We start from the raw sequence: 26,390 nt of genomic DNA, 5'->3' as shown, positions 1-26,390 counted from the left end.
TTCGAGAGAAGGAGCGGGGTTTTTTATTGGGTTTCTTTTGGTGGACCGAGTTGCCGCTTTCGCGAGCAGGCTCACTCCCACATTGGATTGGCGTTGCGGCTACTTCTTGTGATCGACGCTGAACCCCTGTGGCGAGGGAGCTTGTCGGAATGCCGCGCCACCCCGTTCGGCTGCGCAGCAGTCGTAAAACCTGCTAATGCGGTGTGGCTGATGAAATGCAGGGGAGCGCTTCGCACTCCAACGGGGGCAATCCCCCTCGCCACAGGAAGCTCGTTTGCCACAGGATTTGTGTCAGGCAGTTAAGCGTGCAGTGGTCGGTTATTTTTTGGGTGTGTCGAGCAACCGGAAGAATCGCTCTCGCACCTGTGGATGATCGCTGTGCGCCACGTTGAATCGCAGGAATTGGCTGGCATCCGGGGCTTTGCTGAGCAAGGTGCCGGGTGCGAGGACGAGGTCGCTTTCCAGACCTTTGCGAGCCAACGTTTCGGCATGCAGCCCTGGCGGCAAACGCGTCCAGATAAACAGCCCTTCACCGGGCAGTGAGGACACTGAACAACCCGCCTCGACCAACCATCGCGCCACCCGGCTGCTCGACTCATACAGCCGATCCACCGTGCGCCGTGCATGCTTGGCATAGCTGCCGTTGCTGAGCATCGTGCAGGTGATCTGCTCGGCGAATTCCGAGGTCACACCGCCACAACTTATCTTCAAGGTGATCAACCGTGCAGCCAGTTGCGGCGACAGCACCGCATAACTGACCCTGCTGTTGGCCGTCAGTGTCTTGGAGAACCCGGACACATAACTCACATTCTCCAACCCGCTCGCCGCCAGACGCGGGGTACGACGCTGTTGAAGGTCGCCATACAAATCATCTTCGACAATGTGCAAGCCATAGCGATGACTCAACTCCAGCAACCGATACACCTGGGCCGGGGAGAACGAGTGCCCGGTCGGGTTATGCAGCGTGCTGTTGGTCATGTACAGAACGGGTTTGTGGGCGATCAGCAGTTGTTCAAAGGCTTCCAGGTCCATGCCGTCGCAATCCCGGGCGATGGTGATGACCTTGGCGCCATGCAGGGCGAGGTTGGTGTGCAGGTTGAAGTAGCAGGGGTCGTCGAGCAGCACCGTGTCGCCGGGTTTGATCAGCAGGCGCATCAGCAGGTCGATGGCTTGCATGGTGTTGGCGGTGGTGATGATCTGTTCTATCGGCACGTCGATGCCGAAGGTCGACAGTTTGACCCGCAAGGCCTGACGTAGCGGCAGATAACCGCCGATGACGCCATATTCGCCCATGCGCAGAGCCGTGGTGCGCAGGGTGCCGCGCACGGCTTTGAGCAATTCTTCGGCGGGCAGCCAGGAGGAGGGCAAGAATCCGCAGCCGGGGCGCAGGGCGCCGTTGTCCAGCAGCACGGCGCGGCGGATCACGCTGAGGGTGTCTTGGGGTTGCAGGTCCGGCCCGGGGGCCGTCGCAATCGTGGTGTTGGAGCGGTGCACGTAATGCCCCGAACCCTGGCGGGAAACCACCAAACCCTTGGCGCGTAAGCGGTCCAGGGCATCGACGACTGTCGACTTACCCACGTTCAGCAACTTGGAGAGCTCGCGGATCGGCGGCAGCTTGGTGCCGTGGGGCAGGCCGCCCTGACTGATGGCAACGGACAATTGATCGACGATCTGCTGCACCAGCGGCACGCCCGCCTGAAACTCGATGGCGGCGATCACCGCGCGTTGAGCCTGCATTTTACTGGTCTCCCTGGCAGTAAAGTTCGCTGGATTCTATACGAACTTGCTCTGATCAAGACAAGCGTCTGTGCCTACCATCAACGGCGCGTTTTGCATGATTGATTAAGAAGGTTCCGTAAATGATCAAGCCCACCACCCGCGACGAACGCTTCATCGAGCTGGCCAAAGAGCTCGGTTTCGACATCTACGACGAGAACGCCGTCGGCGGCCATTACGCCCCGCTGATCAGGCATGACGATGAACTGTATGTCAGTGGTCTGGTGCCACGCATGAACGGAAAAATTCAGTACCCCGGGCGAGTGGGGCTGGAACTCAACCTGGCGGATGCGCAAGCGGCCGCCAGCATCAGTGCAATCCGCGCACTGGCTCTGATCATGGGTGCCGTCGGTTCGCTGGATAGCATCAAGTCATTGCTTCGCGTAACGGTCTTTGTGAAATCAACCTTTGATTTCGTTGATCTCAGTGAAGTGGCGAACGGCGCGTCGGATGTCTTCACTCATGTGCTGGGCGACGCCGGTAAACATACCCGAACGACCGTCGGTGTTTATCAACTGCCGAAAAACGCCCCCATCGAAGTGGATTTGATCGCGGCGTTGCATCCATCGGCGTTGTAGATGAAATCACGGACTAAAAAGCCCCGGTTATTCGGGGCTTTTTCATTCAATTGCGTGGTGGAGAGTGGCCTTGGTCTAATCTTTTGAAAGTAGGGGTTGTTGATGGATTGATAAACAGGTTGGGGCAGGGAAATGACTGAACACATGACTTGCGATGAGCGCTACATCGCCCTGGCATTGGAACTCGGTTATGACATTTACGGTGAGAGCATCGCCGACTGGCATTACGCGCCGCTGGTTCGGCATGACCATGAACTGTATCTCAGCGGTCTGGTGCCGCGTGTGCATGGCAAGGTTCAGTACCCCGGCAGAGTCGGTCTAGAACTGACCCTGGCCGATGCTCAAACCGCCGCCAGCATTTGTGCGATGCGCGGTCTGGCGTTGATTGTCGATGCCATCGGCTCGCTGGACAAAATCAAGTCGCTGCTGCGCGTCACGGTCTATGTAAAGTCCACGGCGGACTTTGTTGATCTGAGTGAAGTGGCCAATGGTGCGTCGGATGTGTTCAGCCATGTACTGGGTGATGCCGGCAAACATACACGCACGACGATTGGGGTGTATCAACTGCCGAACAACGCGGCAGTTCAGCTGGATATGATCGCTGCGTTGCGCCCTGCAACGTGAAGTTCCAGGCAACAAAAAGCCCCGCACTGAGTTTCAGTACGAGGCTTTTGGTTTTTGCAGCAATGCTGAGTCGTATTACTGCGCGGCGATGCTGTAACCATCAAACGCGGTTTGCTGCTGCAGCGCAGTGATGATGTTTTTGCGGTTCACCGCTTGTTCGGTCCCGGCATTGTCCAGGAAGGTTTCGCTCTCCAGCTCCGCTTCCTCACCTTCGCCAACAAAGGTAAAACCGAGGAATTCCAGGGCCTCACGGTCAACGTTCAGGCGCGAGCGCGGGGTGCGCAGCGGCAGGGTGACGTTCACGCCATCCTTGCTGATGGTGAACACTTCGACTTCTTTCTTGGCCCGAGCGGTCTTGCTCTTGCCGCTGCTCGGGTTGCTGATGGCTTGATGCGTCTGGTTCAGCACCGTCAGTGCCAAGCCGTAGACGATTTCCTGAAACGCCGGGTCGTCCTTGAAACTGGACAGAATGCGGCTGATCGGGAATTTGCTGCTCAGGTCTTCCAGGGCAGCAATGTCGGAAGCCTCGGCATCCTTGAGTTGCTTGAGTTCGCCCATCAGTTCGTAGGCTTTATCGTCATCGAAGCTGTCGTGAGCCTGGCGAATCGCGGTGCGCAGTTCGCGGATCTGGTCGCTTTCGCGAGTGGACTGGAAAGCGTCCAGCACCATCTCACTGATGGTCTTGGCCTGTGGCACATGCTGTGAAAGATTGATGGAGTTTTCGTATTCCGCTTTGGACGACAAGGTGACTACGGATTCAGCGGTGTTGGAATCGGACATTGAAATTTCACTACTTCTTTTAACTTGAGTTGAGGCGAGAAAGCGCTAGGCCTTTTCAGGGGGCCTAATCTATTGGACCGAGGCGACGTTGTCACGAGTGAACCGGTGAGCGGGGGAAATAATCTGGTCCAGGAGCGCAACGGTACCCTGTCGCATTACAGTGTGGATTCGTCAGGCAGCGGGGCAAGCGTCTGGAAAAAATCACCGCGGGAGTCCCGCTCGACGACCGTAATAAAAACGTAGTCGGGTTGGTAGCGTTTGACCAACTCTGCCAGCGCGCCCGGCTTTAGAGCCAAATAGTGCACCTGAAGCGTGTCACTGAAGGTGGCTGCCATGAACGGCGCCATGGCGGCGCCGAATGAGTCGCGGAGCCATAACACTTTTTTAGAATTCAGCGCCTGTGTCGACCTCATCAGCAGCGGCGTCATCGGCGCTTCCACCGGTCCATTCTGCCCCGTAAAGACAACATTGCCGGATTCGAAGTCATAGTGCTCGAGGGGCATGGCGTAATCGGGGAGATCGAGTATGACTTCTTGATCTGACAGCGAAGTTTGAATTCGCAGAAAGTTTGCCAGGTCTCCGCCAAGACGTTCCGCGGTGGTTGAGAATGCCCCTTCAGGTTTCTGCGGCCATTTGAGCTCGGGTTGAGCGGTTGCCAGATTTTTTGAAAACTCATTAAAAGCCACCCACGCGCCGAGATTATTCCAGTGTGTATCTGTCCTGTAATACAGCGGGTGCGGGTAGCTGTCTTTTTCCTGGCGTAATTTTCTTGCGGGATTTATGTAAATGTCTGACTGGACTCGATTCGTTAAAGCGTCGGTTAAAGAAGTGGGAGCATGCTTTGACCAGTCCGGTAAGTACTCTGGATAAATAGAGTCCTTGTCCGGCCCCAGAATGATTCGAAACGCGTCTACACCTTGATGCTTGAACCATGTATCCCAGGACTCAGCCGATTTGGCCAGGCGCTCGGCGATGTCTGTATCTTCGGCTTTTATCCCCAGGCGTTTCACTGTTATCGAATCGGCATAAGCATCTCCCAGATATAACCACCCTTCTTTTCCGATGATTGCTCGCGCTGGGTCAACGGACACGCCCAGTGGATAGAGAAGTTTTCCGAACGCCGGAAGTGTGAAGTCCATGTTGTACAGTACTTTGCGTTTCCACCATTTTCCGGTGTGCGGTGTAGTGAAAACGTTGTATAGGTTGATGGCTGGGACAATAAGTAATATCAGTGTTAGTGCAATCAGGAATAGGCAGAGCTTTTTTCATGGTGGGCGCCGATTAAAAATTGAAATACAGGAATACGGTGCTGGTGCTCTGTATGGTCGAATACAGTGCAGTGCTAAATAGCGCCAGCATCCCTGTAAACTTTGGCCAGCCGAATCTGGATTTTACCGTAAGGTCGATGGCGTTCTTTTGGGCGATGATTAGAAACGCGATAGCAATCATGATGAGGGGGATCAGGTTGGCCGCCAGACCAAGAGGCATATTTTCAATCAAACGGTCAGAGAAGTGTCCTCCCCAAGAAAGATTCGACGTGGGTATATCGTCGACAGATACGCTATTGATCGAGCCGATATCGATCATGCCGTACAAGATTCGAGTCGCATCCTCCAGCGAGTCCGCTCTGAAAAATACCCATGTAATGTTGATGAACAAAAAGGTCACAAGCCAGGCTATCCAGGTGGGCAAACGCATACCCAGTTGGCTCCATATTCTATGCACTACAAGCGCTCCGCCGTGCAATACGCCCCAGATGACGAACATCCAACTGGCGCCGTGCCACAAGCCTCCCAGGGTAAAAGTGATCATCAGATTTAAATACAGGCGGGTTCGTGAACAGCGATCCCCACCCAGTGGCACGTACAGATAATCCCGAAGGTAACGACTCAGGGTCATATGCCAGCGACGCCAGAAATCCTGGATGTTCAGCGATTTATAAGGGGAGTTGAAATTGATGGGCAACCAGATGTTGAACAACAGGGCCGCACCAATCGCCATATCGCAATACCCGCTGAAGTCAAAATACAACTGAAAGGTATACGACAGGCTGGTTGTCCAGGCGCTGAAAAAATCCTGAGGAGCGCCATTGGCAAATCCAGCATCTGCCCATATGGCAAATGTATCTGCAATCATGATTTTTTTGAAAAGACCGATACTGAAAATAAAAAGTCCCATCAGGACATTTTTGTAGCGGATTGCGAGCGTCCAACGAGACTGGAACTGGCTCATCATTTCCTTGTGGTGAAGAATGGGGCCGGCGATCAGGTGAGGGAAGAAGGTAACGAATAAAGCGTAATTGATGAAGTCGTATTCCTTGGCTTGGCTACGATAACTGTCTACCAGAAAGGCTATTTGGGTGAAGGTGTAGAAACTTATTCCCAGTGGCAATATAAGTTGCTGGAAGTGGAGCGTCGTTCCGGCGACGGTGTTGAGATTGTCTATAAAGAAATTCGCGTATTTGAAGTAAGCAAGCAGCATCAGGTTGATGGTGATGCCGATTATAAGAGTTGTTTGTTTGCTGAGGATAATATGAGTGGTTTGTGTTGTTGGCGAGACAAGCTTGCCAATAAAAAAATTTAGCGTGATGGAACCTATTAGCAGTGGAAGATAAGCGACACTCCAGTATCCGTAAAACAGCAGGCTTGCAACAACGAGCCACAGTTTTCCAATTGCAATAAGTCGGTATTTGTTAAGGATAAAATAAACACAGAACACAGTAGGCAAATACAAAAATATAAATTTTGTAGAGCTGAATATCATTGGGCTACCTTGGGTTTCAGCGGCGGATAAGACCGGCTGAATGGTGAGGTTATTGTATTTCGGTTTTAGTAGCGCGGGATATTGAACGTATTTTCGACGCGTGAGTAGTGGGTGTGTGGTGTGGTTTTTAAACTAAGGAAGTTTCCTACATGTTGTTCAGAAAAAGATCTCATTTTTATTCAGGGGGATTTCAAGCGCAACGGAGTTGACCGGATGTCATTGCGACTTACGACTGTCATCGCGCCTGCCCCGACTATTTCCCCGGCGAATTCAGATTCATCGAACGAACCACCCCTTGTTCGGCTGTTTGTTCGTCCACGGGCAATGTGAAGCGGAAGGTTGCGCCACGCCCAGGCACATCGATCAACTGGATATCGCGGCCATGCAGTTGCAGGATTCGATGCACGATCCGCAGCCCCAACCCACCATCGCGCCGTGCGCCGCCAATATTGAACGGCCGCAGGAACAGCCCTTCACGCAGTTCGGCGGCGATGCCGGGACCGGTATCGCTGATGGTCACCTCAACGAAAGAGCCTTGCGGCCGCAAGCTGAGTTCGATTTCACCGCCTTGTGGCGTATGGCGCAGGGCATTGTCGAACAGGTTGGTCAGCACCCGTTCGATCAGCCCCAGGTCAGCACAAGCGGCTGAAACGTTGAGGGCGAAGGTCGCCTTGAGTTCCACTTGGCGTGCTTCGGCGGTGAGTTCGAATTTCTGGAAGATGTCCTGCACCAGGTCGGTCATGGAGAAACGTTCCAGTATCGGCTGCACGAAACCGTGCTCCAGTCGTACCAGTTCCAGCAGCGATTGCGCCAGGCCACCGACCTTTCGGCTTTGATCGAGGGCGATGCCCAGATAACGGCGGCGGTCTGCGGGAGACAGCGTGGCATCCTTGAGCGACAGGGTTTCCAGATAGCCGTGCAGCGAGGCCAGCGGTGTGCGCAGGTCGTGGGAGATGTTCGCCACCAGTTCGCGGCGTTCCTGGTCCTGCCGGGTCAGCGAACGCCATTGCTCACTGAGGCGGGTTTGCATCTGCCGGAACGCGGCGTCGAGTACGGCAATCTCATCGTGGCTGGCAGCTTTTTCAACCGATGCTGGTGCGGACGGTGTGACCGGCACGCCGTCGATGTCGAACTGGCTGACGGTTTCGGTCAGGCGCCGCAAGGGCCGGGTAATCAGGGCAAAGGCTGTAAGGCCGGCAATCAGGCACAACAGCGCCACCAATCCGATGGACAGTAGGGCCGTGTTGAGCGCGGCGCTGGTTGCACCGCGTTCGGCGAAGCGGTCGTGTTCTTCACTCAGCAACACCACATACAGATAGCCCGCCGGTTTACCGTCGACCTGCAACGGTGCAGCGCTGAAGACCTTGCGGCCATCGATGCTGCGCGGGTCGTCACCGAGAATCGGCAGGGCATCGCCCTTGAGCAAACGCTGGATCGGCAGCAGATCGACTTGCTCGCGGCGTATCCGTCCTTCAGGCGCGGCGCTGCCGACAATCCGTCCCTGACTGTTCAGCAGATAAACCTCGACGCTCGGGTTGACCAGCATCAGTTGGCTGAACAGATCGCGCACGGCATTAGGCATCAGGCCTTTGCTGTCCATCAGCACGGTGTCGTGGGCGATGTGCTGGGCCAGGTCCCGGGACAACCCCTGCACCACTTCCAACTCATGCATCTGATTGGAGCGCACCTGCATCCATGCCGAGGTGCCGCAGCACACCAGCAGCAACACGGCGAACACCAGGGACAGGCGCTGTGTCAGGGTCAATCTCATGACGGGTCCTCGGGTGCCGCGAATTTATAACCACGTCCCCACACCGTGAGGATGCGCACCGGTTGTGCCGGGTCGGTTTCGATCTTGGCCCGCAGGCGATTGATGTGGGTGTTGACCGTGTGCTCATAGCCTTCGTGGCTGTAGCCCCACACGGCGTTGAGCAGGTCCATGCGCGAGAACACCTTGCCCGGTTGGCGGGCGAAGAAGTAAAGCAGGTCGAACTCCCGTGGCGTGAGGTCCAGGCGCCGGCCGTCGAGGGACACTTCGCGGGTGATCGGGTCGATGGACAGGCCATCGACGATCAGGCTGCCGGCGTCCATCTTCAGGTTGCGGGCCATGGCGTCGACCCGTCGCAGCAGTGCCTTGACCCGTGCCACCAGCTCCAGCATGGAAAACGGTTTGGCCAGGTAATCGTCAGCGCCCAGCTCCAGGCCCAGGATGCGGTGCAGTTCGCTGGAGCGCGCACTGGTAATGATGATCGGCGTATAGCGGGCCATGGCCCGGGCGCGGCGGCAGATTTCCAGGCCGTCGACGCCGGGCAGCATCAGGTCGAGGATCAGCGCGTCCCAGCTTCCTTGCTGCAACAGGCGCATGCCTTCATTGCCGTCGGCGCTATGCACCACCTCGAACTGCTCATCGCGAAGATGCAGGCAGATAAGGTCGGCGATGTGCAAATCGTCCTCGACCACCAGGACGCGTTTGGTCGGTTCCATGAAGCTCAATCCTTTGCTGCGAATGGGCACATTGTGCGGGTTTTCCTCAGGGGAGTTATCACGAATTGTTTAACTTCCCGTGAGGATTTGGCGATCAACCCAAGCCTAGGCTGTGTTCCATGACAGGCACCTGGAATTTTGGAGACGGCCATGTTTTCACGCAGACAATTTCTTTTAACGAGCGGTGGGCTGGGGGCTGCAGCCCTGGTGATTGGTGTATTGCCAAAATTTGCGGCGAGCACCGCGCTGGTCAGTGATGCCAGCGCGGCTGAGGCTTTCGAGGTCACGCACACCGACAGCGAATGGCACGCCATCCTCAGCGCCGAACAGTACGAGATCCTGCGCGAAGAAGGTACCGAGCGGGCCTATACCAGTCCGTTGAACGATGAGCACCGCGCTGGCACATTCGCTTGCGCCGGGTGTGATCTGCCGGTGTTTTCATCCGAGACCAAGTTTGACAGCCGCACCGGTTGGCCGAGTTTCTGGAAGCCGTTGGACAAGGCCGTGGCCACGCGTCAGGACCGCTCCTTCGGCGTGGTGCGCGAAGAGGTCCATTGCCGGCGTTGTGGCGGTCATCTGGGCCATGTCTTCGACGATGGGCCAAAACCGACGGGGCTACGCTATTGCATGAATGGCCTGGCGATGACCTTTAAGCCACAGACCACTTGATCCACGGGCACTCCTTTCTCTCTCTTGATGCAGGTCGACACTATGTGGCTTTTGATTCTCTCTTATCTCGGTGGTGTGCTGACGATTGTCAGCCCGTGCATTCTGCCGGTATTGCCCTTCGTCTTCGCGCGTACCGGGCAGCCGTTTATGAAAAGCGGCTTGCCGCTGCTGGCGGGTATGGCCATGACCTTCGCGCTCGTCGCGTCGCTGGCGGCAGTGGGTGGTGGTTGGGTGGTGCAACTCAATCAATACGGTCGCTGGGTCGCGTTGGTGTTCGTTGCGCTGTTCGGGCTGACGCTGTTGTTGCCACAACTGGCCGACCGCTTGACCCGGCCACTGGTGGCGGCGGGCAGTCGGTTGTCGGAAGTGGCGGGCGCCGATGCCCGGCCACGTCCCGGCGCTTCGTTCCTGATCGGTGTCGCCACGGGCCTGCTCTGGGCGCCTTGTGCCGGACCTATTTTGGGGTTGGTGCTGACCGGTGCCGCGCTGCAAGGGGCAAGTATCGGCACTACGTTGTTGCTGCTGGCGTACGCCGCTGGTGCGGCAACGTCCCTGGCCGTGGCGCTGCTGTTGGGCGGTAAGGTTTTTGCGGCGATGAAGCGTTCCATCGGCGCTGGCGAGTGGGTACGACGTGGGCTCGGTGCGCTGATGCTCGCGGGTGTGGCGGCTATCGCTCTGGGGCTGGATACCGGGATTCTGGCGCGGTTTTCGACCGCGTCTACCGGCGGTATTGAACAGGCATTGGTCGGGAAACTGGCCGGTAAATCGCCGAGCAACAGTGAACCGATTTCGACCTCTGGTGGTGTGATGCAAGTGGCGGACAAAACACCCGGCACGCTACCCGTTGAAGGCAACCTTCCACCGCTGGACGGCGCCGTGCAATGGCTTAACTCGCCACCACTCACCGCCGAGGCGTTGAAGGGCAAAGTGGTGCTGGTGGATTTCTGGACCTACTCCTGCATCAACTGCCTGCGCACCCTGCCATATGTGAAGGCCTGGGCCGAGAAGTACCGCGATCAGGGGCTGGTGGTGATTGGCGTCCATGCGCCGGAGTTTGCCTTCGAACGTAATGTCGGCAACGTCACCAAAGCCATGAAGGACCTGGGTATCAACTACCCGGTGGCCATCGATAACGATTTCAAGATCTGGCGTGCGTTCAACAACGAGTACTGGCCGGCGCACTATTTTGCCGACGCTCAGGGGCGCATTCGTTATCACCACTTTGGCGAAGGCGAGTACGCCGAGTCGGAGCGGGTGATCCAGCAATTGCTCAAGGAAGCCGGGGCGACGAAGGTCGCGGACGGGCTGATCAATGCCAGTGCCGAGGGGGTTGAGCTCGCGCCGCAGATGAACGAAGTCAAGTCCCCGGAAACCTATGTCGGCTATCAGCGGGCGGAGAATTTCGTACCTGAAGCGAGCCTCGCGGCGGACAAGGTAGCGATGTACAACCCGCCGGCCCAACTGGCCCTCAACAACTGGAGCCTGGGCGGCCAATGGAATGTCGGGTCGGAGCGAGCCACTGCAAGTGCGCCGGCCAGTCGCATCGTCTACCGCTTCCATGCTCGGGATCTGCATCTGGTCTTGGGGCCAGGATCAGATGGCAAGCCAGTGCGCTTCAAAGTGCTGATCGACGGCAAGGCCCCGGGTGAGGCTCACGGTACTGACGTGGCGCCCGATGGCAGCGGCAGTGTGACCGAACAACGCTTGTATCAGCTGGTGCGTCAGTCCGGCGATGTCACGGACCGCACCTTCAGCATCGAGTTTCTCGATCCGGGCGTCTCGGCGTATGCCTTCACGTTCGGTTGATAGCGATCTCATTTTCCAAGGAGTCAGCCCCATGAAAACCTTATTCACCTGGCGCCGTACCTTGCTGGCCCTGGCTGCGACCAGCGTTATCGGTCAATGCTCGGCGTTCTCTTTCGGTGCCTCTGAAGACGCCGTGGTTATTGCGCCACCCGCACTCGATGAAACCACCCAGGCCCACAGCGAAACGGCAGTCTTTGCGGGCGGTTGCTTCTGGGGTGTGCAAGGCGTGTTCCAGCACGTCAAAGGCGTGAAGAAAGCCGTCTCCGGTTATGCCGGTGGCGCGGCCAACACCGCTCAATACGAGCGGGTCAGCGATGGCGACACCGGTCATGCGGAATCGGTCGAAGTCACCTTCGACCCTACTCAGGTCAGCTATGGCACCTTGCTGCAAATCTACTTCTCGGTGGCCCATAACCCGACGGAGCTCAACCGTCAGGGGCCTGATAGCGGCACCCAGTATCGCTCGGCAGTTTTCCCGGAGAACGCTGAACAGCAACGCGTCGCCAAGGCCTATATCGCCCAACTCGACGCCGCGCATTCATTCAACAAACCCATCGTCACTAAACTGGAAACCTACAACGGCTTCTACCCGGCGGAGGATTATCATCAGGACTTCCTCACCGAGCATCCGACCTATCCGTACATCGTGATCAACGATATGCCGAAAGTGGCGCAGTTGAAGCAGCTGTATCCGGATCGGTATCAGGAGAAAGCGGTGTTGGTGAAGGCAGGGTCATAAATGTGATTCGTTCAGGCGCTTGCCCATTTCGAACGCTCGCATCTCATAACCCAGTTCTTCATACAGCCGCAGTGCCGGAGCGTTGAATGCCCAAACGGTGAGTCGAAGATCCGAGGCGCCCTGTTGGACGGCCCAGGCTTGAGCGCGCTCCATCAAAGCACGCCCAACGCCTTGGCCACGAGCATTGTCGTCAACACAGACCGAGCCCACCCGGACCACCTGTTGATTCTGAATCAACGGGCTGTTGAACGAAGTGACTTGCACGGTGATGAACCCGATCGCTTTGCCAGCCTGCTCGGCGAGGAAGGTCACCTGATGCTCGCTGTCGAGATAGGGCTGCCAGTGAGCGCTGTCCCGTGCGAAGTCCTCGGTGGCCGGCGCATAGATGTCCGGTCGTTCACGGTGGTGGAGGCTGTTGAGTTGTTGGCCCAGTTCGCAAATGGCGAGGAGATCGTCCGGAGTTGCCCGGCGATACAGGGAGGGGATGTCATTGGCTTTCCTTGGCGTTTAATTGTGTAGGTGAAGGCATGTTGAGTTACTTGCTACGCGAACGCTCCATGGCAATGGTCGATGTCTCAAAACCCAGACTGGAGAAAAACTCCGAAGCACCTTCCCGGCCTGCACGCAGCACCCAAGTGATGTCGCGGTTTTCACCCATGACATGCTCAACCAGCGCGCGGCCAACACCTTCACGTCGATGCTGCCCACACACGACCACCATCGACAGATAACCGTTGGACAACCCATCGGTAATGCCTCGCGCAAATCCGACGATCTGCGAACCCTTCATGGCAACGGCCGTGCGTTGGGAGTGGGTGATCAGTTGCGCAAAATACTCGGCTGAACCGGTGCGGTGGCCCCAGCCATTGTCTCCAAGAAACAACCAGACGGATTCGATTTGCGAAGGCTTTACATCGCGGACATGCAAGGCAGTCGTCATCCTGAAATTACATTCTTGCCCATCACCTTGGACCGATACAGCGCCTGATCGGCCCTGGCCAGCAGTCCGGTCTGTTGTTCCTCGTCAAAGCGCTGAGCCACGCCAAAACTCATGGTCACCTGAAAGTCCCCGACCGGCAGCAGGCTCGCCAGGCCCAAACGGATTTTTTCAGCGACCTCACGGGCATCGGCCAGCAGAGTATTGGGCAGGATCATGATGAATTCGTCGCCGCCCCAGCGGGCCAGAATATCGCCTTCGCGTACGCAGCTTTTCAGGCACTCGACCACATGCACCAACGCCGCATCGCCCAACGCGTGGCCGTAGTGATCGTTGATGGTTTTGAAATCGTCGATGTCCATGGCGATCAGCGACAGCGGTAGGCGGAAGCGCTGGGCGCGGTCGCACTCCTGAGGCAGGGCTTTTTCCAGGCGATAGCGATTGGCAACCGAAGTCAGTGCATCGGTTTCTGCCAGTTTGCGGTTTTCTTCGAGTTGGATTTGCAGCTGTTGATTGACCCGGGACAGCTCACGGGTGCGTTCTTCGACGAGGGCTTCGAGGGAGTGATTGCGTCGCTCCAGTTCTTCGAGCAGGCGCTTCTTGTCTTCGATGCTGCGGTGCGCCCCGACCATCCGCGCCACCGAGCCATCGGCATTGCGGGCCAGGATGTAGCCGCGATCTTCGATCCAGATGTAGGAACCATCCTGCATGCGGCAGCGATACTCGGCCTGATAGCCGGGCGTGCGCTGACTCAGGTAGTCGTCGAACGAGGCCATGACCCGCGAATAATCGTCGGGGTGCATCACGGTTTCCCAAGTCAGCACCGTGTTGTCGAGGGAGTGCGGCGCGTAGCCGAGCATCTCGTACCACCCGGGATTGCGATAGACGAAACCGGTGTTGGCGTTCCAGTCCCAGATGCCATCGCTGACCAGTTCCATAATGGTGTGCAGCATGTCTTCGTTGAAGTCCGACAGATTGAACTTCAACGATTCGATATTCGATGCGTCGCCCATCACCGCTCTCCTTGCCGCCCTTATATCGATGTCTTTTGCCCGCCGAGCAGAGTAGTCCATGGCACATCGGCGCCGCTAGTACTTGCCCCACATCTGCATGGCGAAGTCGACGAAGCTGCGCAGTTTTGGCAACCGGTAGCGATCCTGGGCGTAGACCAGATGCATTGGCCGGCTCGGCAGTTGGTAGTCCTGCATCAAGGCCACCAGTTTTCCGTCCTTCAGGTCTTGCTCCACCAGTGCGTCGGGCACCATCACGATACCCATGCCGGTTCGCGCCGCTTGATGCAGGCCCGCCGAGCTGTTGATCAGCATCGGGCCGCTGACCGCCACAAGGACCTCGCCTTCGGGGCCGGTCAGTCGCCACTGTTTTTCCACCGAGTGCCAGTCATCTCCGGCCGGATAGGCAAAGGCCAGGCAGTCGTGGTGTTGCAGATCTTCGGGTTTTTGCGGTGTGCCCCGACGCGCGAGGTACTCCTTGGAGGCGCACATCGTCAGGGTGTAGTCGATGAGGGGGCGGGCAATCATGTTGGACGGCTCGATTGCGCCCAGGCGAATGGCTGCATCGAAGCCGTTCTCCAGCAGATCCGGGCGGCCGTTGGTGAGCACCACGTCGAGCTTGACCTGCGGGCAGCGCAAAGCGAATTCGCTGAGTGCGGGCGCGAGCCGCTCAGTGCCAAAGGTCAGCGGCGCGGTGATGCGCAGCGTGCCGCTCGGCTCGTCGAGGGTTTGTTCCGCCAGGCGTTCAGAGTCGGCCACCAGCCCCAGCACTTCGAGGCAGCGCTGATAATACGCGGTGCCAAACTCCGTCAAGCGCTGGCGCCGGGTCGTACGGTTGAGCAGACGCACGCCGAGACGTTGCTCCAGGGCGCGCAGGTGATTGCCAACCATGGTCGTGGACATTTCGCACTGCAATGCGGCGGCGGTCATGCTGCCGGTTTCCACCACGCGGACGTAAACGGTCATTGCCTGGAACAGATCCATTATCAAGCCCAGCTTTTAAATGATTGAAGTATTGCAGCGTTTATCCAGCTCAGGTGGCTAACCATACTGCAAAAACACCGACCATTGCTGGAGCTTGATGCCATGACCACCGCCTGCCTGATGACCACTTACCAACCGCTGGCCCTGAGTTTCATCAAAGGCCTGGGCACGCGCCTGTGGGATCAGGCCGGTCGCGAGTATCTGGACGCAGTGGCGGGCGTAGCGGTGACCAACGTTGGTCACTCTCATCCAAAAATCGTCTCGGCCATCAGCGAACAGGCCGGGTTGCTGTTGCACACCTCGAACCTTTACAGCATCGACTGGCAGCAGCGACTGGCGGAAAAACTGACTCGGCTATCGGGCATGGAGCGGGCGTTTTTCAATAACTCGGGTGCCGAAGCCAACGAGACGGCGCTGAAACTCGCACGGCTTTACGGCTGGCACAAAGGCATCGAGCAGCCGCTGGTGGTGGTCATGGAGAACGCCTTCCACGGCCGGACCCTCGGCACTTTATCCGCCAGCGACGGCCCGGCGGTACGCCTGGGTTTCAATGAACTGCCGGGGGATTTCGTCAAAGTGCCGTTCGGCGACCTCAACGCTTTGGACAAAGTGCAACAGGCCCACGGCCCAAGGATCGTGGCCATCCTGATGGAGCCGATCCAGGGCGAAAGCGGTGTGCAACTGGCGCCGCCCGGTTACCTCAAGGCTGTGCGCGAACTCTGCAACCGGCGCTCGTGGCTGTTGATGCTCGACGAAATCCAGACCGGCATCGGCCGCACCGGCCAATGGTTCGCGTTCCAACACGAAGGCATTGTCCCGGACGTCATGACCTTGGCCAAAGGCCTGGGTAACGGCGTACCCATTGGCGCCTGTCTTGCTCGGGGCCGAGCGGCGGACCTGTTCACCCCCGGCAGCCATGGCAGCACGTTCGGCGGTAACCCACTGGCCTGCCGGGTCGGTTGCACTGTGCTGGACATCATCGAAGAACAAGGTCTGTTAGAGAATGCCCGGTTGCAAGGCGAACGCCTGCTCGCCAGATTACGCGTCGAACTGGCCGATGACCCGAACGTCCTGGCGATCCGCGGCCAAGGCTTGATGATCGGCATCGAACTCGCCCAACCGATCCGCGACCTGACCCTGATCGCCGCACGGGATCATGGCCTGCTGATCAACGTGACCCGCGGCAAAACCATTCGCCTGCTGCCACCGCTGACGATTGATGAGCGGGAAGTGGAGATGATTGTTAGAGGGGTTTGCCGGGCGCTGATATCGGTCTGAATCTATATTCAGTAGTGGTATCTGCACATCACGATTTGAACCCTGTCATCGTCAATCGCATAGACCAAGCGATGCTCAGCTGTAATCCGGCGGGACCAGAAACCACTCAGATTGTGTTTGAGAGGCTCCGGCTTACCGGGTCCGTTGAAAGGCTCACGCTGAATCGCTTTGATCAACAAGTTGATCCGTTTGAGCCCGGCCTTATCGTTTTGCTGGAACCACAGATAGTCGTCCCAACCTTTAGGAGTGGACTCGATATTCATTCTTCGATGAGTTGCCTGGCTTTGGTTTTCCCTGCCCGCAGGTTGCTGATCGATTTGATCAAGCGTTCAGCATTGGCTGGGGAACGGAGCAAATATGCGGTCTCTTCTAGCGCGTTGTACTCCGCCAAAGACATCATCACCACGGGTTCACCCTTCTGCCGGGTCACCAACAATGGCGCACGGTCTTCGTTGACCCGATCCATGGTTTCGGCCAGATGTGCACGCGCGGTGGTGTAGTTGATTGTTTGCATGGTGTAGTCCTCGCTCAATGCAAAGAACGTACAAAAATGAGTACAGGATGACAAGGCGATACCTACGAGTGGTCGTTACGCAGACGATGCATCCACGCTTGTACTGAGTATCGCCGAAGGTTCTTCGAGACGTTTCCGCAACCGCTGTAATCCCATTCCGATAGTCATGTGGTCGCCCCTAATGTCTTTGGAGCGACTCACAAAACGCGACGCTCTTTGACCTTCTTGCGCCAATGCCGAACCAGCGCAATCACCATCGCCAACACCACAACCCCCAGTGCAATCGGCAGGCGATAGGGTTTCAGATTGCCCAACATACTGTGCAGCGCTTCGCCGGCCCAGTATCCAGCGCTGGCGAACACGGTGGCCCAGACCACGGCGCCCACCGCATTCAACAGCGTGAACCGCAACGGCGACAGGCCACTGGCTCCAATGACCATCGGCCCGACCAGCCGCATGCCATAGAGAAAACGCACGGCAAACACCGAGGTCGACGGGTAACGCGCGATCAACCCTGTCACTCGATCAATCGACGCTTGTTGGCGCTTCAGGCGCGGCAACAGTCGTCCGCCGAAATAACGTCCGCTCCAGAACAGCAACTGATCGCCCAACATCCCGCCCAGGCTGGCCCAGCCAATCACCGGCCACAGGTGCAGCAAGTGTTGATGAGCCGCCATGCCACCCAGAATCAGGATGGTTTCGCCCTCCAGCAAACAGCCGAAGAACACTGCCCAATAGCCGTAAGTGGCCAGCAGATAGTGGAGATCTATGTGTTCAAACATGGTCGTTCCCCAAGGCTTTCCACCAACCGGACCAAGTATCCGTCCGGATCCTGAACCAGAAACTCACGCTGGCCGACTTCGACCGCATCCGCGCGATACCAGACATCGGCGCAAGGACGAAACATCGGCCATTGAACTTCGGCCAGCCGCTGGAGAATTGGTTCGACTGAATTGACGGTGATCTGAAAATTGATGCCGCGCCCCAACGGTGCTTCCAACGGACCGGAAAGCCATTGGTCTTCGTTTGGGTCGTATTGCTCAAGCATCAGTTGAATGCCACTTTGATCGAGGTAGGCGAAGCCAGCTTCCGGGCGTTCGTAGGCGATGTTGAAACCGATCAGCGAGGTCCAGAAGTGTAGGCTTTTATGGAGCTCGGTGACCATCAACTCGGGGACTAACTTGCTTCGTGCAAACATACGCATCCTTGGGTGATTGGGGTCAGTCGGGTTGTTGCATTGCACTCATAAACGCAGTGATGTCAGCCTGGCCCGTCAGTTGAAGTTTCGAACCGGCGAACCCTTCGTACAGCCGTAGATGGCCCGAAAATCCGCTGGACCCTTCGCGACTATGATAGCTGCCGGCCCATTCCAGTAACGCTATCAGCAACGCGTCGTTGGCGTCGCGTTGCGCCTCTCGTTGATGAATCCGGGCCACGCAATCGTCGTCTTCCAGATTCAGCCAGATCAGCGCAGTCGCTTGAGGCAGGAGTTCGCTGACGATCCAGCCGTAAACGCCCTCAATCACCCAAGCCTCTTCACTGGCAGCCACTCGCGCCATGCCCAAGGCTTCGGCGCGAGGGCGGGCGATGCTGTGTTCGTCTGAAACCCAGTGAATCAAGTCAAGATCAGTCCACTGCACGTGCTGCTGTTCGGCCAGTCGCTGGGCCAGCCAACTTTTGCCTGAGCCAGAGTTGCCGATGATCAGGGTTCGGGTGAGGTTCATGCTGTGATGTTTGTTCCTACTCATAAAGCCGTTTACTGCAATGGCAATTTTGGGCCGTTATCCGCGACATCCTGTTGGATCCTGGAGAACATCCAGTCAATAAAGACCTGCGCGTCGCGCCCGGCGTCCTGTGAGACGCCGTAGTAATAGCGGGTCAATGGCAGCCGCAGTTCGGGAAAAGGGCATATCAGGCGCCCGGTGGCCAAGTCCTTTCCCAACAGAGAGGTCGGGCACAGCGCAACGCCGAGCCCATCAACGGCAGCTTGAAGTACCAGGTGCATGTGATCGAACTTCAACACCGGTTGATGGCGCCGTATGGCAATGCCCGCGTGTCTGGCCCAGTTCTGCCAGTCCAGACTGCGAGTGCGGCCGGTCAACAGCGTGTGCTCAAGCAGGTCTCCAGGGCTGTTCAGCGGTGTGTTCTGAATCAGTGAAGGGGTCGCCACCAGAATAATGTCGTCGTCCAGAAGGACCTGCGGCTGGATGTTGTTAGCCCAATCGGTTTCACCTCGCCGGATGACCACGTCGAAGCGTTCTCGGGTCTGATCCGGGGACAAGGTGCTGGTGACAACCTCAGGCTGAATATCGGGATGCAGCGCCATGAACGCAGGCAACCGTGGGATCAGCCAGCGCACCGCGAAGGAGGGGCGCACATTGATTTTTACCTTGCGCACCCCCGTGCATTTTTCAGGTTCGTCGCCGCATTGGCGATCTGAGCCAGCGCCAGGCTGACTTGCTCGTAGAACGCCTGACCGGCGGGCGTCAGCAATGATTGCCGGGTTCGGCGTTCAAACAACAACACACCCAAATGCTCTTCGAGCAACTTGACGTGGCGGCTGACGGCACTGTGGCTGACATGCAGTTCTTCGGCTGCGCGGCTGAAGCTCTCATGGCGAGCGGCGGCGGCAAAGGCGCGAACGGCATTGAGTGGGGGAAGGTTGGCGATCATGTGTCTAATTTAGTCACATATGAGGCGCAATTAAAGCGTTTGTCAGGCTTGTTTCGTCCCGCCAATCTGCAGCCGTTCAGAGGATTGCGGATCAGGAGCCAAGCATGGCCAGTTACGGACTGTTTTTGATACTTGCCACGTTAACCGTACTAAGCCCCGGCCCCGGTGTGGTGTTGACGATTTCCAATGCGTTGCGTCATGGCTGGGCGGGCTCGCTGCCGGGCATTTGTGGTATCGCCTTGGGGGCGTTTATCGTTGCCGGGATTTCAGCCAGCGGTGCAGGACTGATTCTCGCGACGTCTGCAACGGCTTTCACAGTGTTGAAGTATGCGGGCGCGCTGTACCTGTTGTACCTGGGGATCAAGATGTGGCGAACCCAGCGTTTTATCCCCGAACTCAGCGTTACGTCCTCTCGTCCATGGCGCCGGTTTGTCGAAGCCTTGTCGATTCAATTACTGAACCCCAAGGCCGGCTTCTTTTTCTGGCGGTGTTTCCTCAGTTCATCAAACCGACCGGAAACTATTACGCTCAGTTCTTTTTGTTGGTGTCTTCTTACAGCCTGCTGGTGGTGTTGGTCCATAGCGGTTACGCACTCATGGCCAATGGCGCGCGTGGCTGGCTCTCCACTGCGCGCGGCGCCAGGATTGCCGGAAAACTGTCCGGCATGACTTTCTTTGGTTTCGGCGTATTGATGGCGTCTGCCACTAAATAGCCTGGGGTCCTATGGGCGGCTATTCAGGCGCAACCATGCGCGTGCGCGGCGAACCATCGGCATTGTGCTGATAGATCTCCCGCGGCTGGCCTTTTTCATTAAACAGCACCTGGCCAATCCCCGCCGAGTTCCATAACCGCTCGCCCGCTTCAGCGTGTTCGGGTATGTGCGGGACGATGCGCATGCGTCGACGTTTGGTCAACCAGTTAAGCGGCGAACGTGGCGAGTAGAGCCAGCGGTTGAGGCGGTCGAACCATTCGAGCAGGGCTCGCGGGAATTCGTTTTTGATCCCGCTGCTGGTGATCTGCCAGATGCGCGGGCCGGCCTTGCGGTGTCGGATCAGGACTTCGTAGACGAAGGAATAATGCACATCACCCGACAGCACCACGTAGTTACCGGGTGTGCGCGAGTGTCGGAAAATGTTCAGGATGACCTGGGCCGCGCCGCGATGGGCCATCCAGTTTTCGGCGTCTACCAGCAGAGGATAACCGCACCAACTGAACACTTTTTGTACGGTCTCGATCAGTTTGACGCCGAAGATCGGCGCTGGCGAAACGATGATTGCCGATGGGTGATCCAACAGGTCCTGTTGCAACTCGCTGAGGGCTTCCCAGTCCAGCAGACCCGAGGGTTGCTTGAGGTTCATCTCGCTGCGCCAGCGCCGAGTACGAGTATCCAGCACCACCAGGGCGGGAGTGGTCGGCAACACGTAATGCCAGTTCTGGAAGCTCAGCAATTCGTCGATCAGGTCATCCTGGATGGCGCTGTCGAGGTATTGGCTGGTGCTGCTCAACAGACGGGTTTTCTCTAACACGCCTGCGAACGCATCCGGATTGTTGCCCCAACCCTGGCACAGCAGATAGGCGAGTAGCGCGTTCCCGATGATGCGCTTGGAGAACGGATGCCCGTAGGCCGTTTCCTCCCATTGCGCGGAAAGATTCCAGTCATCGGTGACATCGTGGTCATCGAAAATCATCAGGCACGGCAGGTGCGCCATCGCCCGGCCAACGCCGCACAGGCCAGCCTTGAAGGCGTCGATACGGGTCTGTTCAAGGGCATAACGTTCAAGTCTTTCGGCCGTCAGTGCTGGCGGCTTCGGATCGATCAACGTCCAGGGTGTCGACGACCAGACCAACAGGTACATGGCGATGACTTCGGCGAAGGTCACCAGGTGATTGTCGGCGCTGCTGCTGGTGAAAATCGGCTTACGGGCGCCGCCGAAAAATCGCTCGCGCAGGGTTTCGTTGCTCTCAAGCGCCGGTAACAAATCCGCACGATGGTAGTAACTGGCCGGGTGCTCGTAGAGCCTGGCGCTGTCGCTGACCACGGCGCCTTCGAGGTGTTCGTCGAACAACCCCAGCCGCTGGATCAAGGCATGAATGGCCCGCAGCATCGGCCCAGCGACGTCGTCGGCGTAGACCTGGTCGCCGCTCATCATCAACAGGGCCGGGCGCTCTGTCGCTACATGTTCAGCCGCCAACAGACGATCGACACACAGCAAACCGTCCGCCGCCGGGTGATGAGGCTTACGGCAGGAACCGTGCAGCAGTTGATCGATTGTTGAGCGCAACACGAAGTTTGGAGACGCGGCGTTACCGTACCGCAGATGAGGTGCCCAGTCGGCGATGCCCTTGTTATCAATCAACAGGTCGTAGTTGATCAGGGTGTCGCAGGGCAGGGCGGTGTCCAGCGGCACATCGATCAAGTGCACAAAAGCATGGGTGCCAACCGGGACAACCACGCATTGCCCGGCGTCCAGACGAATGTCGCCGACACCTTGCAGGCGCAACGTCAGCGACAGTGCTCGCGACCCCACCAACCACAGCACCAGCCGCGTAGGCTCCAGGCGCCGTAACAGCGGCCCGACCAACACCGGGGGCAAGGATTGATGAGCGTCAGGCAGCGGCAAAGACATGGATATCCGGGTTCTGGCTACAAAGAGTCGCGGAATAATAGCGCAGCTGATGTCAATGAATCGCAACTGGCCGGATGCCAACCATCACGGCAGCGGCTGTGTACCAATTTTCATAACGTCCGCCTCGCCATTGGCCACGAGCCAGCGAAACAGGTCGGTCACCGACACCGTGTGACTGCGTTCGATCCAGCGCACCAGCGCCGGGCCGTAATGCTCGGTGTAGCGGCTGAGCACCAACTGGCGGCAGTCTGCTGACAGGCGCAGGTTGATTTCCCGGCAGTGCAGATTGGCCGGGTCGTGGCGGATCAGCCGTTGCTGCAGAATCAAACCTCTATTTTCAGAAGCCATCGGCGGGTGCTCCCGTGCATTGTGGCTTGCTCGTGTGCGGCGAGCCTTGTTTGCCATCGGCCACGTAAGCGGCGCGATGCTCGGCAACCACATTGCGCAAGGCACTGTAGTAATCCGGCAGTTTTTGCAGGCTGTCGGTCAGTGGTAACGCTTCGGCCCGACCATCGACGATGCCGCCGACCAGGTTGAGAGTGGCGAGCGTGTCCACGGTATCGCTGTTGCTGCCAAATGGGTCGACCACAAAACTCAGCACACGTCCCGCCGCGTCGCGGCTGTTGGAGGTGCCCAGCAACGGCAGTTCGACGATCGGGCCATTGCCGATGCCCCACACGCCGAAGGTCTGGCCGAAGTCCGCGTTGTGACGCGGGATGCCGGCCATGCCGGAGACGTCGATCAAACCCACCACTCCGACGGTGGTGTTGAGCGCGAAACGCCCCAGGGTATTGACCGAGCGCATCGGGTTGCCTTGCAGCAGGTCATTGATAAAGACCTTGGGCTCGCCAAAGTTCGCTACAAAGTTATGCACACCTGCCTGGAAAAAATCCGGCGAGTAGCGGTAGCCGCGAGCGACCGGCGCCAGTGCGTAGTCGTCGAGCACCCGGTTGAAGGCGAAGACGCCGCGATTGATCGGTTCCGCCGGGTCGTACACCGAATAGTTGATTTCGGCACAGGTCACGGTGGTGGACGGCGGTTGGCTGCTGCAACCCGACAGCCCTGCGGCCAGTACGGCAATCGAGGTGTTGCGGGCCAGCCAGGGAGCACACTTGAAAGGCAACATGGATGCAAGTCTCGGGAGGAATTCGCCGAGATGCTGAGCCCCACGCCTTGCACAAAGATGTCTGGTTTATTGCGCCGGTGACGCTTTATTGCACGATTGAAATATATGACGGGCTGCCGTGAATGGTTTTAGATGGCGGCTCCATTCGGCCCTTAAGTGACCTTCGGTGAACAGCCTTTTAATTGTGGACGACGACCTTGAGGTCCTCGATCTGCTGAAAAAATTCTTCGTGCAACACGGCTACAGCGTCGAAGTCGCCACCGACGGCGCGTCGTTGTGGGCGGCCATCGAGCGACAGCCGCCGGACCTGATCATTCTTGATGTGATGTTGCCGGGCGACAGCGGGCTGATCCTGTGCCAGCAACTGCGCATTCGCCACGCCATGCCGGTGATCATGCTGACGGCCATGGGCGAACTCAGTGATCGGGTGGTAGGGCTCGAGCTCGGCGCCGATGATTATCTGACCAAACCCTTCGACGCCCGCGAGCTGCTGGCCAGGGTGCGCGCCGTGTTGCGCCGCGTGGATGAGCGGCGCCCGGTGTTGCAAGAGCGGCCACGGCCACTGATCGATTTCGCCGACTGGCACCTGGACGTCACACGCCGTGAACTGCGCTCGCCGGACAACGTGATGATCCCGCTGTCGGCCGGAGAGTTCGACTTGCTGCTGGTGTTTGTCGAACACCCGCAACGCATCCTCACCCGCGAGCAGTTGCTGGACCTGGCGCGTGGGCACAGTCACGAGGCGTTTGATCGCAGCATCGACGTTCAGGTCAGCCGCCTGCGGCGCAAGCTCGAATCCGATACCAAGCGGCCGGCAATGATCCGCACCGTGCGCAATGGCGGTTACCTGTTCACGCCCAGCGTGACCCGGCGATGAGCTGGCTGCAGCGGGTGCGCGCCCGAAACTGGCCGCAAGACACGGTGGCGCGCTGGATCGCGTTGACGATTATCCTGGCCATGCTCATTTCGCTGGCGCTCAACGGGTTGTTTATCCAACTGGCGGGTGTGTGGGCGCGTCCGCCGCTGACCGAAATCGGCTTGCTGGAAAAAATCGCGGCCATCACCCGCCTCATCGACGCCGCCCCGGTGCCACTGCGCAAGCAATTGGCGCAAGCCGTCAGCGATGAAGGTTTCACCGCCAGTTGGCACCTTGATCGGCACGATCTCAATCTGCCTGCGGTGGCAGATCCAAGGTTTGAAACCGGCTCGATGGTTTTGCGGCCGTTGCTTAAATCCGCCAGTCGGCGGATCGAGGTCTATCAGCCGGCCGACTGGCCGGAGCACCAGGCGGACGCGCGCTACGCGCTGTTGATCGAACTGCCGGACGGGTCATGGCTGATGTTCTCCGCGCCCTCGCGCAGTTGGGGGCTCGACGATGTGCCCCGTTATTCGATCGTCCTGCTGCTGGTGCTGATCTCCACCGCCCTCGTCGCGCTGATCGCCACCCGCCGCCTCGCGACCCCTTTGCAACGCTTCACCGAAGGCGCCCGCCGCTTCGGCACCGACTTCCGCGCACCGCCCATCGAGCCGCTTGGCCCCCACGAAATCCGCCAGGCGATCCTCGCGTTCAATGCGATGCAGGCGCAGTTGCAACACTTCATCCGCGACCGCACGCAAATGCTCGCCGCCATCTCTCACGACCTGCGCGCGCCCCTGACGCGGATGCGCTTGCGTGGCGAATTCATTGAAGACACTGAGCAACAACAGCGGCTGTTTCGTGACGTGGATGAAATGCAGGACATGATCAACTCCGCGCTGGAGTTCTTCCGCGACGATGCCCGGCTCGAACCGGCCACCTCGTTTGATCTGGCGGAACTGTTGCAAACCTTGCTGGATGATTATCGGGATCAGGGCGTTGATATTGGTTTCGCCGGGCCGCAGCGGATGGTGTATTTCGGTCGACCGTTGGGGCTTAAGCGGGTGATGACCAATCTGCTGGATAACGCGATCAAGTACGGCAGCGAGCCGGCCGTTGAACTGAGCTCGAATGCCGGGCAGGTGCGGATCAAAGTCCTGGATGGTGGGCCGGGTATTCCTGAAGCCAGCCTTGAACAGGTGTTTGCGCCGTTCTTTCGGTTGGAAGGGTCGCGCAATAAAAGCACTGGCGGCGTTGGATTGGGGTTATCCGCGGCGCGAGCGATTGTGTTGGAGCATGGCGGAGAGTTGACGCTGCGTAATCGGGCGAAGGGTGGGTTGGCGGCGATGGTGGTATTGCCGGTGCAGGTGGCACTTATCCGCTGATAGGTGCCGCCCCCAACGTTACACCGAACCTGGAACTTCCTAACGGTCGCTCTCGGCAACCTTCAAATCAAGCAGATGCCATCGCGCGTAGTCACCGTCCTCGTTAGCCAGATATTGCAATGAGCATTCGAATTTGTAAGGGACGGTTTTGCCCACGTTGTTATCCGCGGTCAAACGGCCGTGGACGGTGTAAGTCTGATCCTTGAAGCGTTGGGAGATGGCGCCGGGCGAGTCGGACAAATGTCCCGACTGCGGATAACGAAGTTTGCCGCTGATAAAGACTTGGCACAGGGTGAGTGCAAGTAGTGACTTGTCGGCATCGGCCTTGTCACCGATTTTTTGCTGCATCGCATCCAGCAGGCTGCGCCCGTTTTCCGGCAATAAGTCGCGGATCATTTTCTCGGAGAGTGTCTTGGGCAGCGAGCTTTTGTTGAAGGGCAACAGGGCCGACTCGGGAGGAGAGTCCTCACTTTTGGCTTCAGTTGGCGCATAAACAAACGCCGGCAGGTTGTCAGCCGTAGCGGCAGCCGCAACTTGCTTTGCGGGCGTCGATACTTCGGTCGCCGCAGACACGGCCTGTTCAGGCTTGGGCTTCGATGGAAAAATCGACAACGTGATGGACAACACCACCGCCCCGACCATAAACCCCGAAACTGCTCCGGCGATATGACCGAAAGCCACAGGCCAACTGCCGCGATTCTTGACCACCCAGCGCCACATGAATCCCCAAACTATCGCGAACACCAAAAACCGCAAAAACTCCATGCCATCCATTCCTTAG

General features: G+C 58.1%; 28 protein-coding genes and 2 pseudogenes. 10 read left to right on the top strand and 20 right to left on the bottom strand.

Annotation, left to right across the window (positions count from 1 at the left end; all coding sequences use genetic code 11):
* Positions 1-318: 318 nt before the first annotated feature.
* Positions 319-1,737 carry a PLP-dependent aminotransferase family protein gene (locus RHM58_RS02515; protein ID WP_322269597.1) on the bottom strand — a complete coding sequence of 473 codons (1,419 nt, stop codon included), beginning with the start codon at positions 1,735-1,737 and terminating at the stop codon, positions 319-321.
* 122 nt (positions 1,738-1,859) lie between these two features.
* On the opposite strand from RHM58_RS02515, the gene RHM58_RS02510 reads away from it, so the two are divergent.
* Positions 1,860-2,354, top strand: coding sequence for a RidA family protein (locus RHM58_RS02510; protein WP_201256282.1), 495 nt, complete (start codon positions 1,860-1,862; stop codon positions 2,352-2,354).
* A gap of 132 nt (positions 2,355-2,486) precedes the next feature.
* Positions 2,487-2,978 (top strand): RidA family protein, encoded by a 492-nt coding sequence (locus tag RHM58_RS02505; RefSeq protein WP_201256283.1) that lies wholly within the window; start codon positions 2,487-2,489, stop codon positions 2,976-2,978.
* Positions 2,979-3,053: 75 nt separating this feature from the next.
* Here RHM58_RS02505 and RHM58_RS02500 read toward each other — a convergent pair whose 3' ends face one another.
* The 5 genes from RHM58_RS02500 to RHM58_RS02480 all read right to left on the bottom strand — a co-directional run bounded on the left by RHM58_RS02500 (position 3,054) and on the right by RHM58_RS02480 (position 9,005).
* Positions 3,054-3,758 (bottom strand): hypothetical protein, encoded by a 705-nt coding sequence (locus tag RHM58_RS02500; protein WP_322269595.1) that lies wholly within the window; start codon positions 3,756-3,758, stop codon positions 3,054-3,056.
* A gap of 155 nt (positions 3,759-3,913) precedes the next feature.
* Entirely contained in the window at positions 3,914-4,897 is a 984-nt protein-coding gene (locus tag RHM58_RS02495) for an alginate O-acetyltransferase AlgX-related protein (RefSeq protein WP_322269594.1), read from the bottom strand.
* A 142-nt stretch (positions 4,898-5,039) separates the two neighbouring features.
* Positions 5,040-6,521 carry an MBOAT family O-acyltransferase gene (locus RHM58_RS02490; RefSeq protein WP_322269593.1) on the bottom strand — a complete coding sequence of 494 codons (1,482 nt, stop codon included), beginning with the start codon at positions 6,519-6,521 and terminating at the stop codon, positions 5,040-5,042.
* Positions 6,522-6,774: 253 nt separating this feature from the next.
* Positions 6,775-8,292, bottom strand: a complete 1,518-nt coding sequence (locus RHM58_RS02485) for a HAMP domain-containing sensor histidine kinase (protein WP_322269592.1) — start codon at positions 8,290-8,292, stop codon at positions 6,775-6,777.
* Positions 8,289-9,005 carry a response regulator transcription factor gene (locus RHM58_RS02480; protein ID WP_201206499.1) on the bottom strand — a complete coding sequence of 239 codons (717 nt, stop codon included), beginning with the start codon at positions 9,003-9,005 and terminating at the stop codon, positions 8,289-8,291. The genes RHM58_RS02485 and RHM58_RS02480 overlap by 4 nt, the downstream gene beginning before the upstream one ends.
* 150 nt (positions 9,006-9,155) lie before the next feature.
* Here RHM58_RS02480 and msrB point away from each other — a divergent pair, with 150 nt between their 5' ends.
* The 3 genes from msrB to msrA are packed head-to-tail and all read left to right on the top strand — an operon-like array spanning position 9,156 to position 12,219.
* The gene (gene msrB, locus RHM58_RS02475) at positions 9,156-9,674 is read left to right on the top strand and encodes a peptide-methionine (R)-S-oxide reductase MsrB (RefSeq protein WP_201206497.1); all 519 of its coding nucleotides are present in this window, start codon (positions 9,156-9,158) and stop codon (positions 9,672-9,674) included.
* Between the two features lie 42 nt (positions 9,675-9,716).
* Positions 9,717-11,480, top strand: coding sequence for a cytochrome c biogenesis protein DipZ (locus RHM58_RS02470; protein WP_322269590.1), 1,764 nt, complete (start codon positions 9,717-9,719; stop codon positions 11,478-11,480).
* Between the two features lie 31 nt (positions 11,481-11,511).
* Positions 11,512-12,219 carry a peptide-methionine (S)-S-oxide reductase MsrA gene (gene msrA / locus RHM58_RS02465; RefSeq protein WP_201256287.1) on the top strand — a complete coding sequence of 236 codons (708 nt, stop codon included), beginning with the start codon at positions 11,512-11,514 and terminating at the stop codon, positions 12,217-12,219.
* On the opposite strand, the gene RHM58_RS02460 is transcribed toward msrA, so the two are convergent.
* The 4 genes from RHM58_RS02460 to RHM58_RS02445 all read right to left on the bottom strand — a co-directional run bounded on the left by RHM58_RS02460 (position 12,214) and on the right by RHM58_RS02445 (position 15,150).
* Positions 12,214-12,696, bottom strand: coding sequence for a GNAT family N-acetyltransferase (locus tag RHM58_RS02460; protein WP_416195318.1), 483 nt, complete (start codon positions 12,694-12,696; stop codon positions 12,214-12,216). The genes msrA and RHM58_RS02460 overlap by 6 nt on opposite strands.
* A gap of 58 nt (positions 12,697-12,754) precedes the next feature.
* Positions 12,755-13,159 (bottom strand): GNAT family N-acetyltransferase, encoded by a 405-nt coding sequence (locus tag RHM58_RS02455; RefSeq protein WP_322269589.1) that lies wholly within the window; start codon positions 13,157-13,159, stop codon positions 12,755-12,757.
* Complete coding sequence (locus tag RHM58_RS02450; protein ID WP_201256290.1) at positions 13,156-14,169, bottom strand: sensor domain-containing diguanylate cyclase; 1,014 nt, start codon at positions 14,167-14,169, stop codon at positions 13,156-13,158. Before RHM58_RS02450 ends, RHM58_RS02455 begins: the two co-directional genes overlap by 4 nt.
* 75 nt (positions 14,170-14,244) lie before the next feature.
* Complete coding sequence (locus RHM58_RS02445; RefSeq protein ID WP_201256291.1) at positions 14,245-15,150, bottom strand: LysR family transcriptional regulator; 906 nt, start codon at positions 15,148-15,150, stop codon at positions 14,245-14,247.
* A 102-nt stretch (positions 15,151-15,252) separates the two neighbouring features.
* Here RHM58_RS02445 and RHM58_RS02440 point away from each other — a divergent pair, with 102 nt between their 5' ends.
* The gene (locus tag RHM58_RS02440; protein WP_201256292.1) at positions 15,253-16,428 is read left to right on the top strand and encodes an aspartate aminotransferase family protein; all 1,176 of its coding nucleotides are present in this window, start codon (positions 15,253-15,255) and stop codon (positions 16,426-16,428) included.
* 8 nt (positions 16,429-16,436) lie between these two features.
* Here the strand turns inward: RHM58_RS02440 and RHM58_RS02435 are convergent, their stop codons facing one another.
* The 6 genes and pseudogenes from RHM58_RS02435 to gcvA all read right to left on the bottom strand — a co-directional run bounded on the left by RHM58_RS02435 (position 16,437) and on the right by gcvA (position 19,615).
* Positions 16,437-16,691: a Txe/YoeB family addiction module toxin gene (locus tag RHM58_RS02435; RefSeq protein WP_322269588.1), complete on the bottom strand. Its 255-nt coding sequence runs from the start codon at positions 16,689-16,691 to the stop codon at positions 16,437-16,439.
* Positions 16,688-16,942 carry a type II toxin-antitoxin system prevent-host-death family antitoxin gene (locus RHM58_RS02430; RefSeq protein ID WP_090180373.1) on the bottom strand — a complete coding sequence of 85 codons (255 nt, stop codon included), beginning with the start codon at positions 16,940-16,942 and terminating at the stop codon, positions 16,688-16,690. The genes RHM58_RS02435 and RHM58_RS02430 overlap by 4 nt, the downstream gene beginning before the upstream one ends.
* Positions 16,943-17,139: 197 nt before the next feature.
* A complete protein-coding gene (locus tag RHM58_RS02425) occupies positions 17,140-17,724 on the bottom strand; it encodes a DedA family protein (protein ID WP_201256294.1) in 585 nt (194 codons plus the stop codon).
* Positions 17,709-18,140, bottom strand: coding sequence for a bleomycin resistance protein (locus tag RHM58_RS02420; RefSeq protein WP_322269587.1), 432 nt, complete (start codon positions 18,138-18,140; stop codon positions 17,709-17,711). The genes RHM58_RS02425 and RHM58_RS02420 overlap by 16 nt, the downstream gene beginning before the upstream one ends.
* Before the next feature lie 22 nt (positions 18,141-18,162).
* The gene (locus tag RHM58_RS02415) at positions 18,163-18,666 is read right to left on the bottom strand and encodes an adenylate kinase (RefSeq protein WP_242486330.1); all 504 of its coding nucleotides are present in this window, start codon (positions 18,664-18,666) and stop codon (positions 18,163-18,165) included.
* A gap of 32 nt (positions 18,667-18,698) precedes the next feature.
* A pseudogene (gene gcvA, locus RHM58_RS02410) lies at positions 18,699-19,615 on the bottom strand (transcriptional regulator GcvA).
* A gap of 104 nt (positions 19,616-19,719) precedes the next feature.
* On the opposite strand from gcvA, the pseudogene RHM58_RS02405 reads away from it, so the two are divergent.
* Positions 19,720-20,178, top strand: a pseudogene (locus tag RHM58_RS02405) (LysE family translocator); the annotation flags it as partial.
* Entirely contained in the window at positions 20,067-20,327 is a 261-nt protein-coding gene (locus tag RHM58_RS33905; RefSeq protein ID WP_416195317.1) for a LysE family translocator, read from the top strand. The pseudogene RHM58_RS02405 and the gene RHM58_RS33905, both read left to right, overlap by 112 nt.
* 19 nt (positions 20,328-20,346) lie before the next feature.
* Here RHM58_RS33905 and RHM58_RS02400 read toward each other — a convergent pair whose 3' ends face one another.
* The 3 genes from RHM58_RS02400 to RHM58_RS02390 all read right to left on the bottom strand — a co-directional run bounded on the left by RHM58_RS02400 (position 20,347) and on the right by RHM58_RS02390 (position 23,368).
* A complete protein-coding gene (locus RHM58_RS02400) occupies positions 20,347-22,248 on the bottom strand; it encodes an alkaline phosphatase D family protein (RefSeq protein ID WP_416195316.1) in 1,902 nt (633 codons plus the stop codon).
* A 78-nt stretch (positions 22,249-22,326) separates the two neighbouring features.
* Positions 22,327-22,590, bottom strand: a complete 264-nt coding sequence (locus RHM58_RS02395; RefSeq protein ID WP_322269583.1) for a hypothetical protein — start codon at positions 22,588-22,590, stop codon at positions 22,327-22,329.
* Positions 22,580-23,368, bottom strand: coding sequence for a VacJ family lipoprotein (locus RHM58_RS02390; RefSeq protein WP_322269582.1), 789 nt, complete (start codon positions 23,366-23,368; stop codon positions 22,580-22,582). The genes RHM58_RS02395 and RHM58_RS02390 overlap by 11 nt, the downstream gene beginning before the upstream one ends.
* A 166-nt stretch (positions 23,369-23,534) precedes the next feature.
* Here RHM58_RS02390 and RHM58_RS02385 point away from each other — a divergent pair, with 166 nt between their 5' ends.
* Complete coding sequence (locus RHM58_RS02385) at positions 23,535-24,245, top strand: response regulator transcription factor (protein ID WP_322269581.1); 711 nt, start codon at positions 23,535-23,537, stop codon at positions 24,243-24,245.
* Positions 24,242-25,609 carry a sensor histidine kinase gene (locus tag RHM58_RS02380; RefSeq protein WP_322269580.1) on the top strand — a complete coding sequence of 456 codons (1,368 nt, stop codon included), beginning with the start codon at positions 24,242-24,244 and terminating at the stop codon, positions 25,607-25,609. The genes RHM58_RS02385 and RHM58_RS02380 overlap by 4 nt, the downstream gene beginning before the upstream one ends.
* Positions 25,610-25,648: 39 nt before the next feature.
* Here RHM58_RS02380 and RHM58_RS02375 read toward each other — a convergent pair whose 3' ends face one another.
* Positions 25,649-26,383: a hypothetical protein gene (locus RHM58_RS02375; RefSeq protein ID WP_322269578.1), complete on the bottom strand. Its 735-nt coding sequence runs from the start codon at positions 26,381-26,383 to the stop codon at positions 25,649-25,651.
* Positions 26,384-26,390 lie beyond the last annotated feature (7 nt).

This window comes from Pseudomonas sp. 10S4 (assembly GCF_034344865.1).
In the GTDB taxonomy this organism is placed as follows: domain Bacteria; phylum Pseudomonadota; class Gammaproteobacteria; order Pseudomonadales; family Pseudomonadaceae; genus Aquipseudomonas.
The sequence above is the reverse complement of the archived record's forward strand: the minus strand, read 5'-3'. Positions and strand labels throughout refer to the sequence as shown.

Bases quoted from the DNA above. Each gene is read 5' to 3' on its own strand.
- RHM58_RS02515 (WP_322269597.1), bottom strand. From the start codon at position 1,737: ATGCAGGCTCAACGCGCGGTGATCGCCGCCATCGAGTTTCAGGCGGGC.
- RHM58_RS02510 (WP_201256282.1), top strand. From the start codon at position 1,860: ATGATCAAGCCCACCACCCGCGACGAACGCTTCATCGAGCTGGCCAAA.
- RHM58_RS02505 (WP_201256283.1), top strand. From the start codon at position 2,487: ATGACTGAACACATGACTTGCGATGAGCGCTACATCGCCCTGGCATTG.
- RHM58_RS02500 (WP_322269595.1), bottom strand. From the start codon at position 3,758: ATGTCCGATTCCAACACCGCTGAATCCGTAGTCACCTTGTCGTCCAAA.
- RHM58_RS02495 (WP_322269594.1), bottom strand. From the start codon at position 4,897: ATGGACTTCACACTTCCGGCGTTCGGAAAACTTCTCTATCCACTGGGC.
- RHM58_RS02490 (WP_322269593.1), bottom strand. From the start codon at position 6,521: ATGATATTCAGCTCTACAAAATTTATATTTTTGTATTTGCCTACTGTG.
- RHM58_RS02485 (WP_322269592.1), bottom strand. From the start codon at position 8,292: ATGAGATTGACCCTGACACAGCGCCTGTCCCTGGTGTTCGCCGTGTTG.
- RHM58_RS02480 (WP_201206499.1), bottom strand. From the start codon at position 9,005: ATGGAACCGACCAAACGCGTCCTGGTGGTCGAGGACGATTTGCACATC.
- msrB (WP_201206497.1), top strand. From the start codon at position 9,156: ATGTTTTCACGCAGACAATTTCTTTTAACGAGCGGTGGGCTGGGGGCT.
- RHM58_RS02470 (WP_322269590.1), top strand. From the start codon at position 9,717: ATGTGGCTTTTGATTCTCTCTTATCTCGGTGGTGTGCTGACGATTGTC.
- msrA (WP_201256287.1), top strand. From the start codon at position 11,512: ATGAAAACCTTATTCACCTGGCGCCGTACCTTGCTGGCCCTGGCTGCG.
- RHM58_RS02455 (WP_322269589.1), bottom strand. From the start codon at position 13,159: ATGACGACTGCCTTGCATGTCCGCGATGTAAAGCCTTCGCAAATCGAA.
- RHM58_RS02450 (WP_201256290.1), bottom strand. From the start codon at position 14,169: ATGGGCGACGCATCGAATATCGAATCGTTGAAGTTCAATCTGTCGGAC.
- RHM58_RS02445 (WP_201256291.1), bottom strand. From the start codon at position 15,150: ATGGATCTGTTCCAGGCAATGACCGTTTACGTCCGCGTGGTGGAAACC.
- RHM58_RS02440 (WP_201256292.1), top strand. From the start codon at position 15,253: ATGACCACCGCCTGCCTGATGACCACTTACCAACCGCTGGCCCTGAGT.
- RHM58_RS02435 (WP_322269588.1), bottom strand. From the start codon at position 16,691: ATGAATATCGAGTCCACTCCTAAAGGTTGGGACGACTATCTGTGGTTC.
- RHM58_RS02430 (WP_090180373.1), bottom strand. From the start codon at position 16,942: ATGCAAACAATCAACTACACCACCGCGCGTGCACATCTGGCCGAAACC.
- RHM58_RS02425 (WP_201256294.1), bottom strand. From the start codon at position 17,724: ATGTTTGAACACATAGATCTCCACTATCTGCTGGCCACTTACGGCTAT.
- RHM58_RS02420 (WP_322269587.1), bottom strand. From the start codon at position 18,140: ATGTTTGCACGAAGCAAGTTAGTCCCCGAGTTGATGGTCACCGAGCTC.
- RHM58_RS02415 (WP_242486330.1), bottom strand. From the start codon at position 18,666: ATGAACCTCACCCGAACCCTGATCATCGGCAACTCTGGCTCAGGCAAA.
- RHM58_RS02395 (WP_322269583.1), bottom strand. From the start codon at position 22,590: ATGGCTTCTGAAAATAGAGGTTTGATTCTGCAGCAACGGCTGATCCGC.
- RHM58_RS02390 (WP_322269582.1), bottom strand. From the start codon at position 23,368: ATGTTGCCTTTCAAGTGTGCTCCCTGGCTGGCCCGCAACACCTCGATT.
- RHM58_RS02380 (WP_322269580.1), top strand. From the start codon at position 24,242: ATGAGCTGGCTGCAGCGGGTGCGCGCCCGAAACTGGCCGCAAGACACG.
- RHM58_RS02375 (WP_322269578.1), bottom strand. From the start codon at position 26,383: ATGGATGGCATGGAGTTTTTGCGGTTTTTGGTGTTCGCGATAGTTTGG.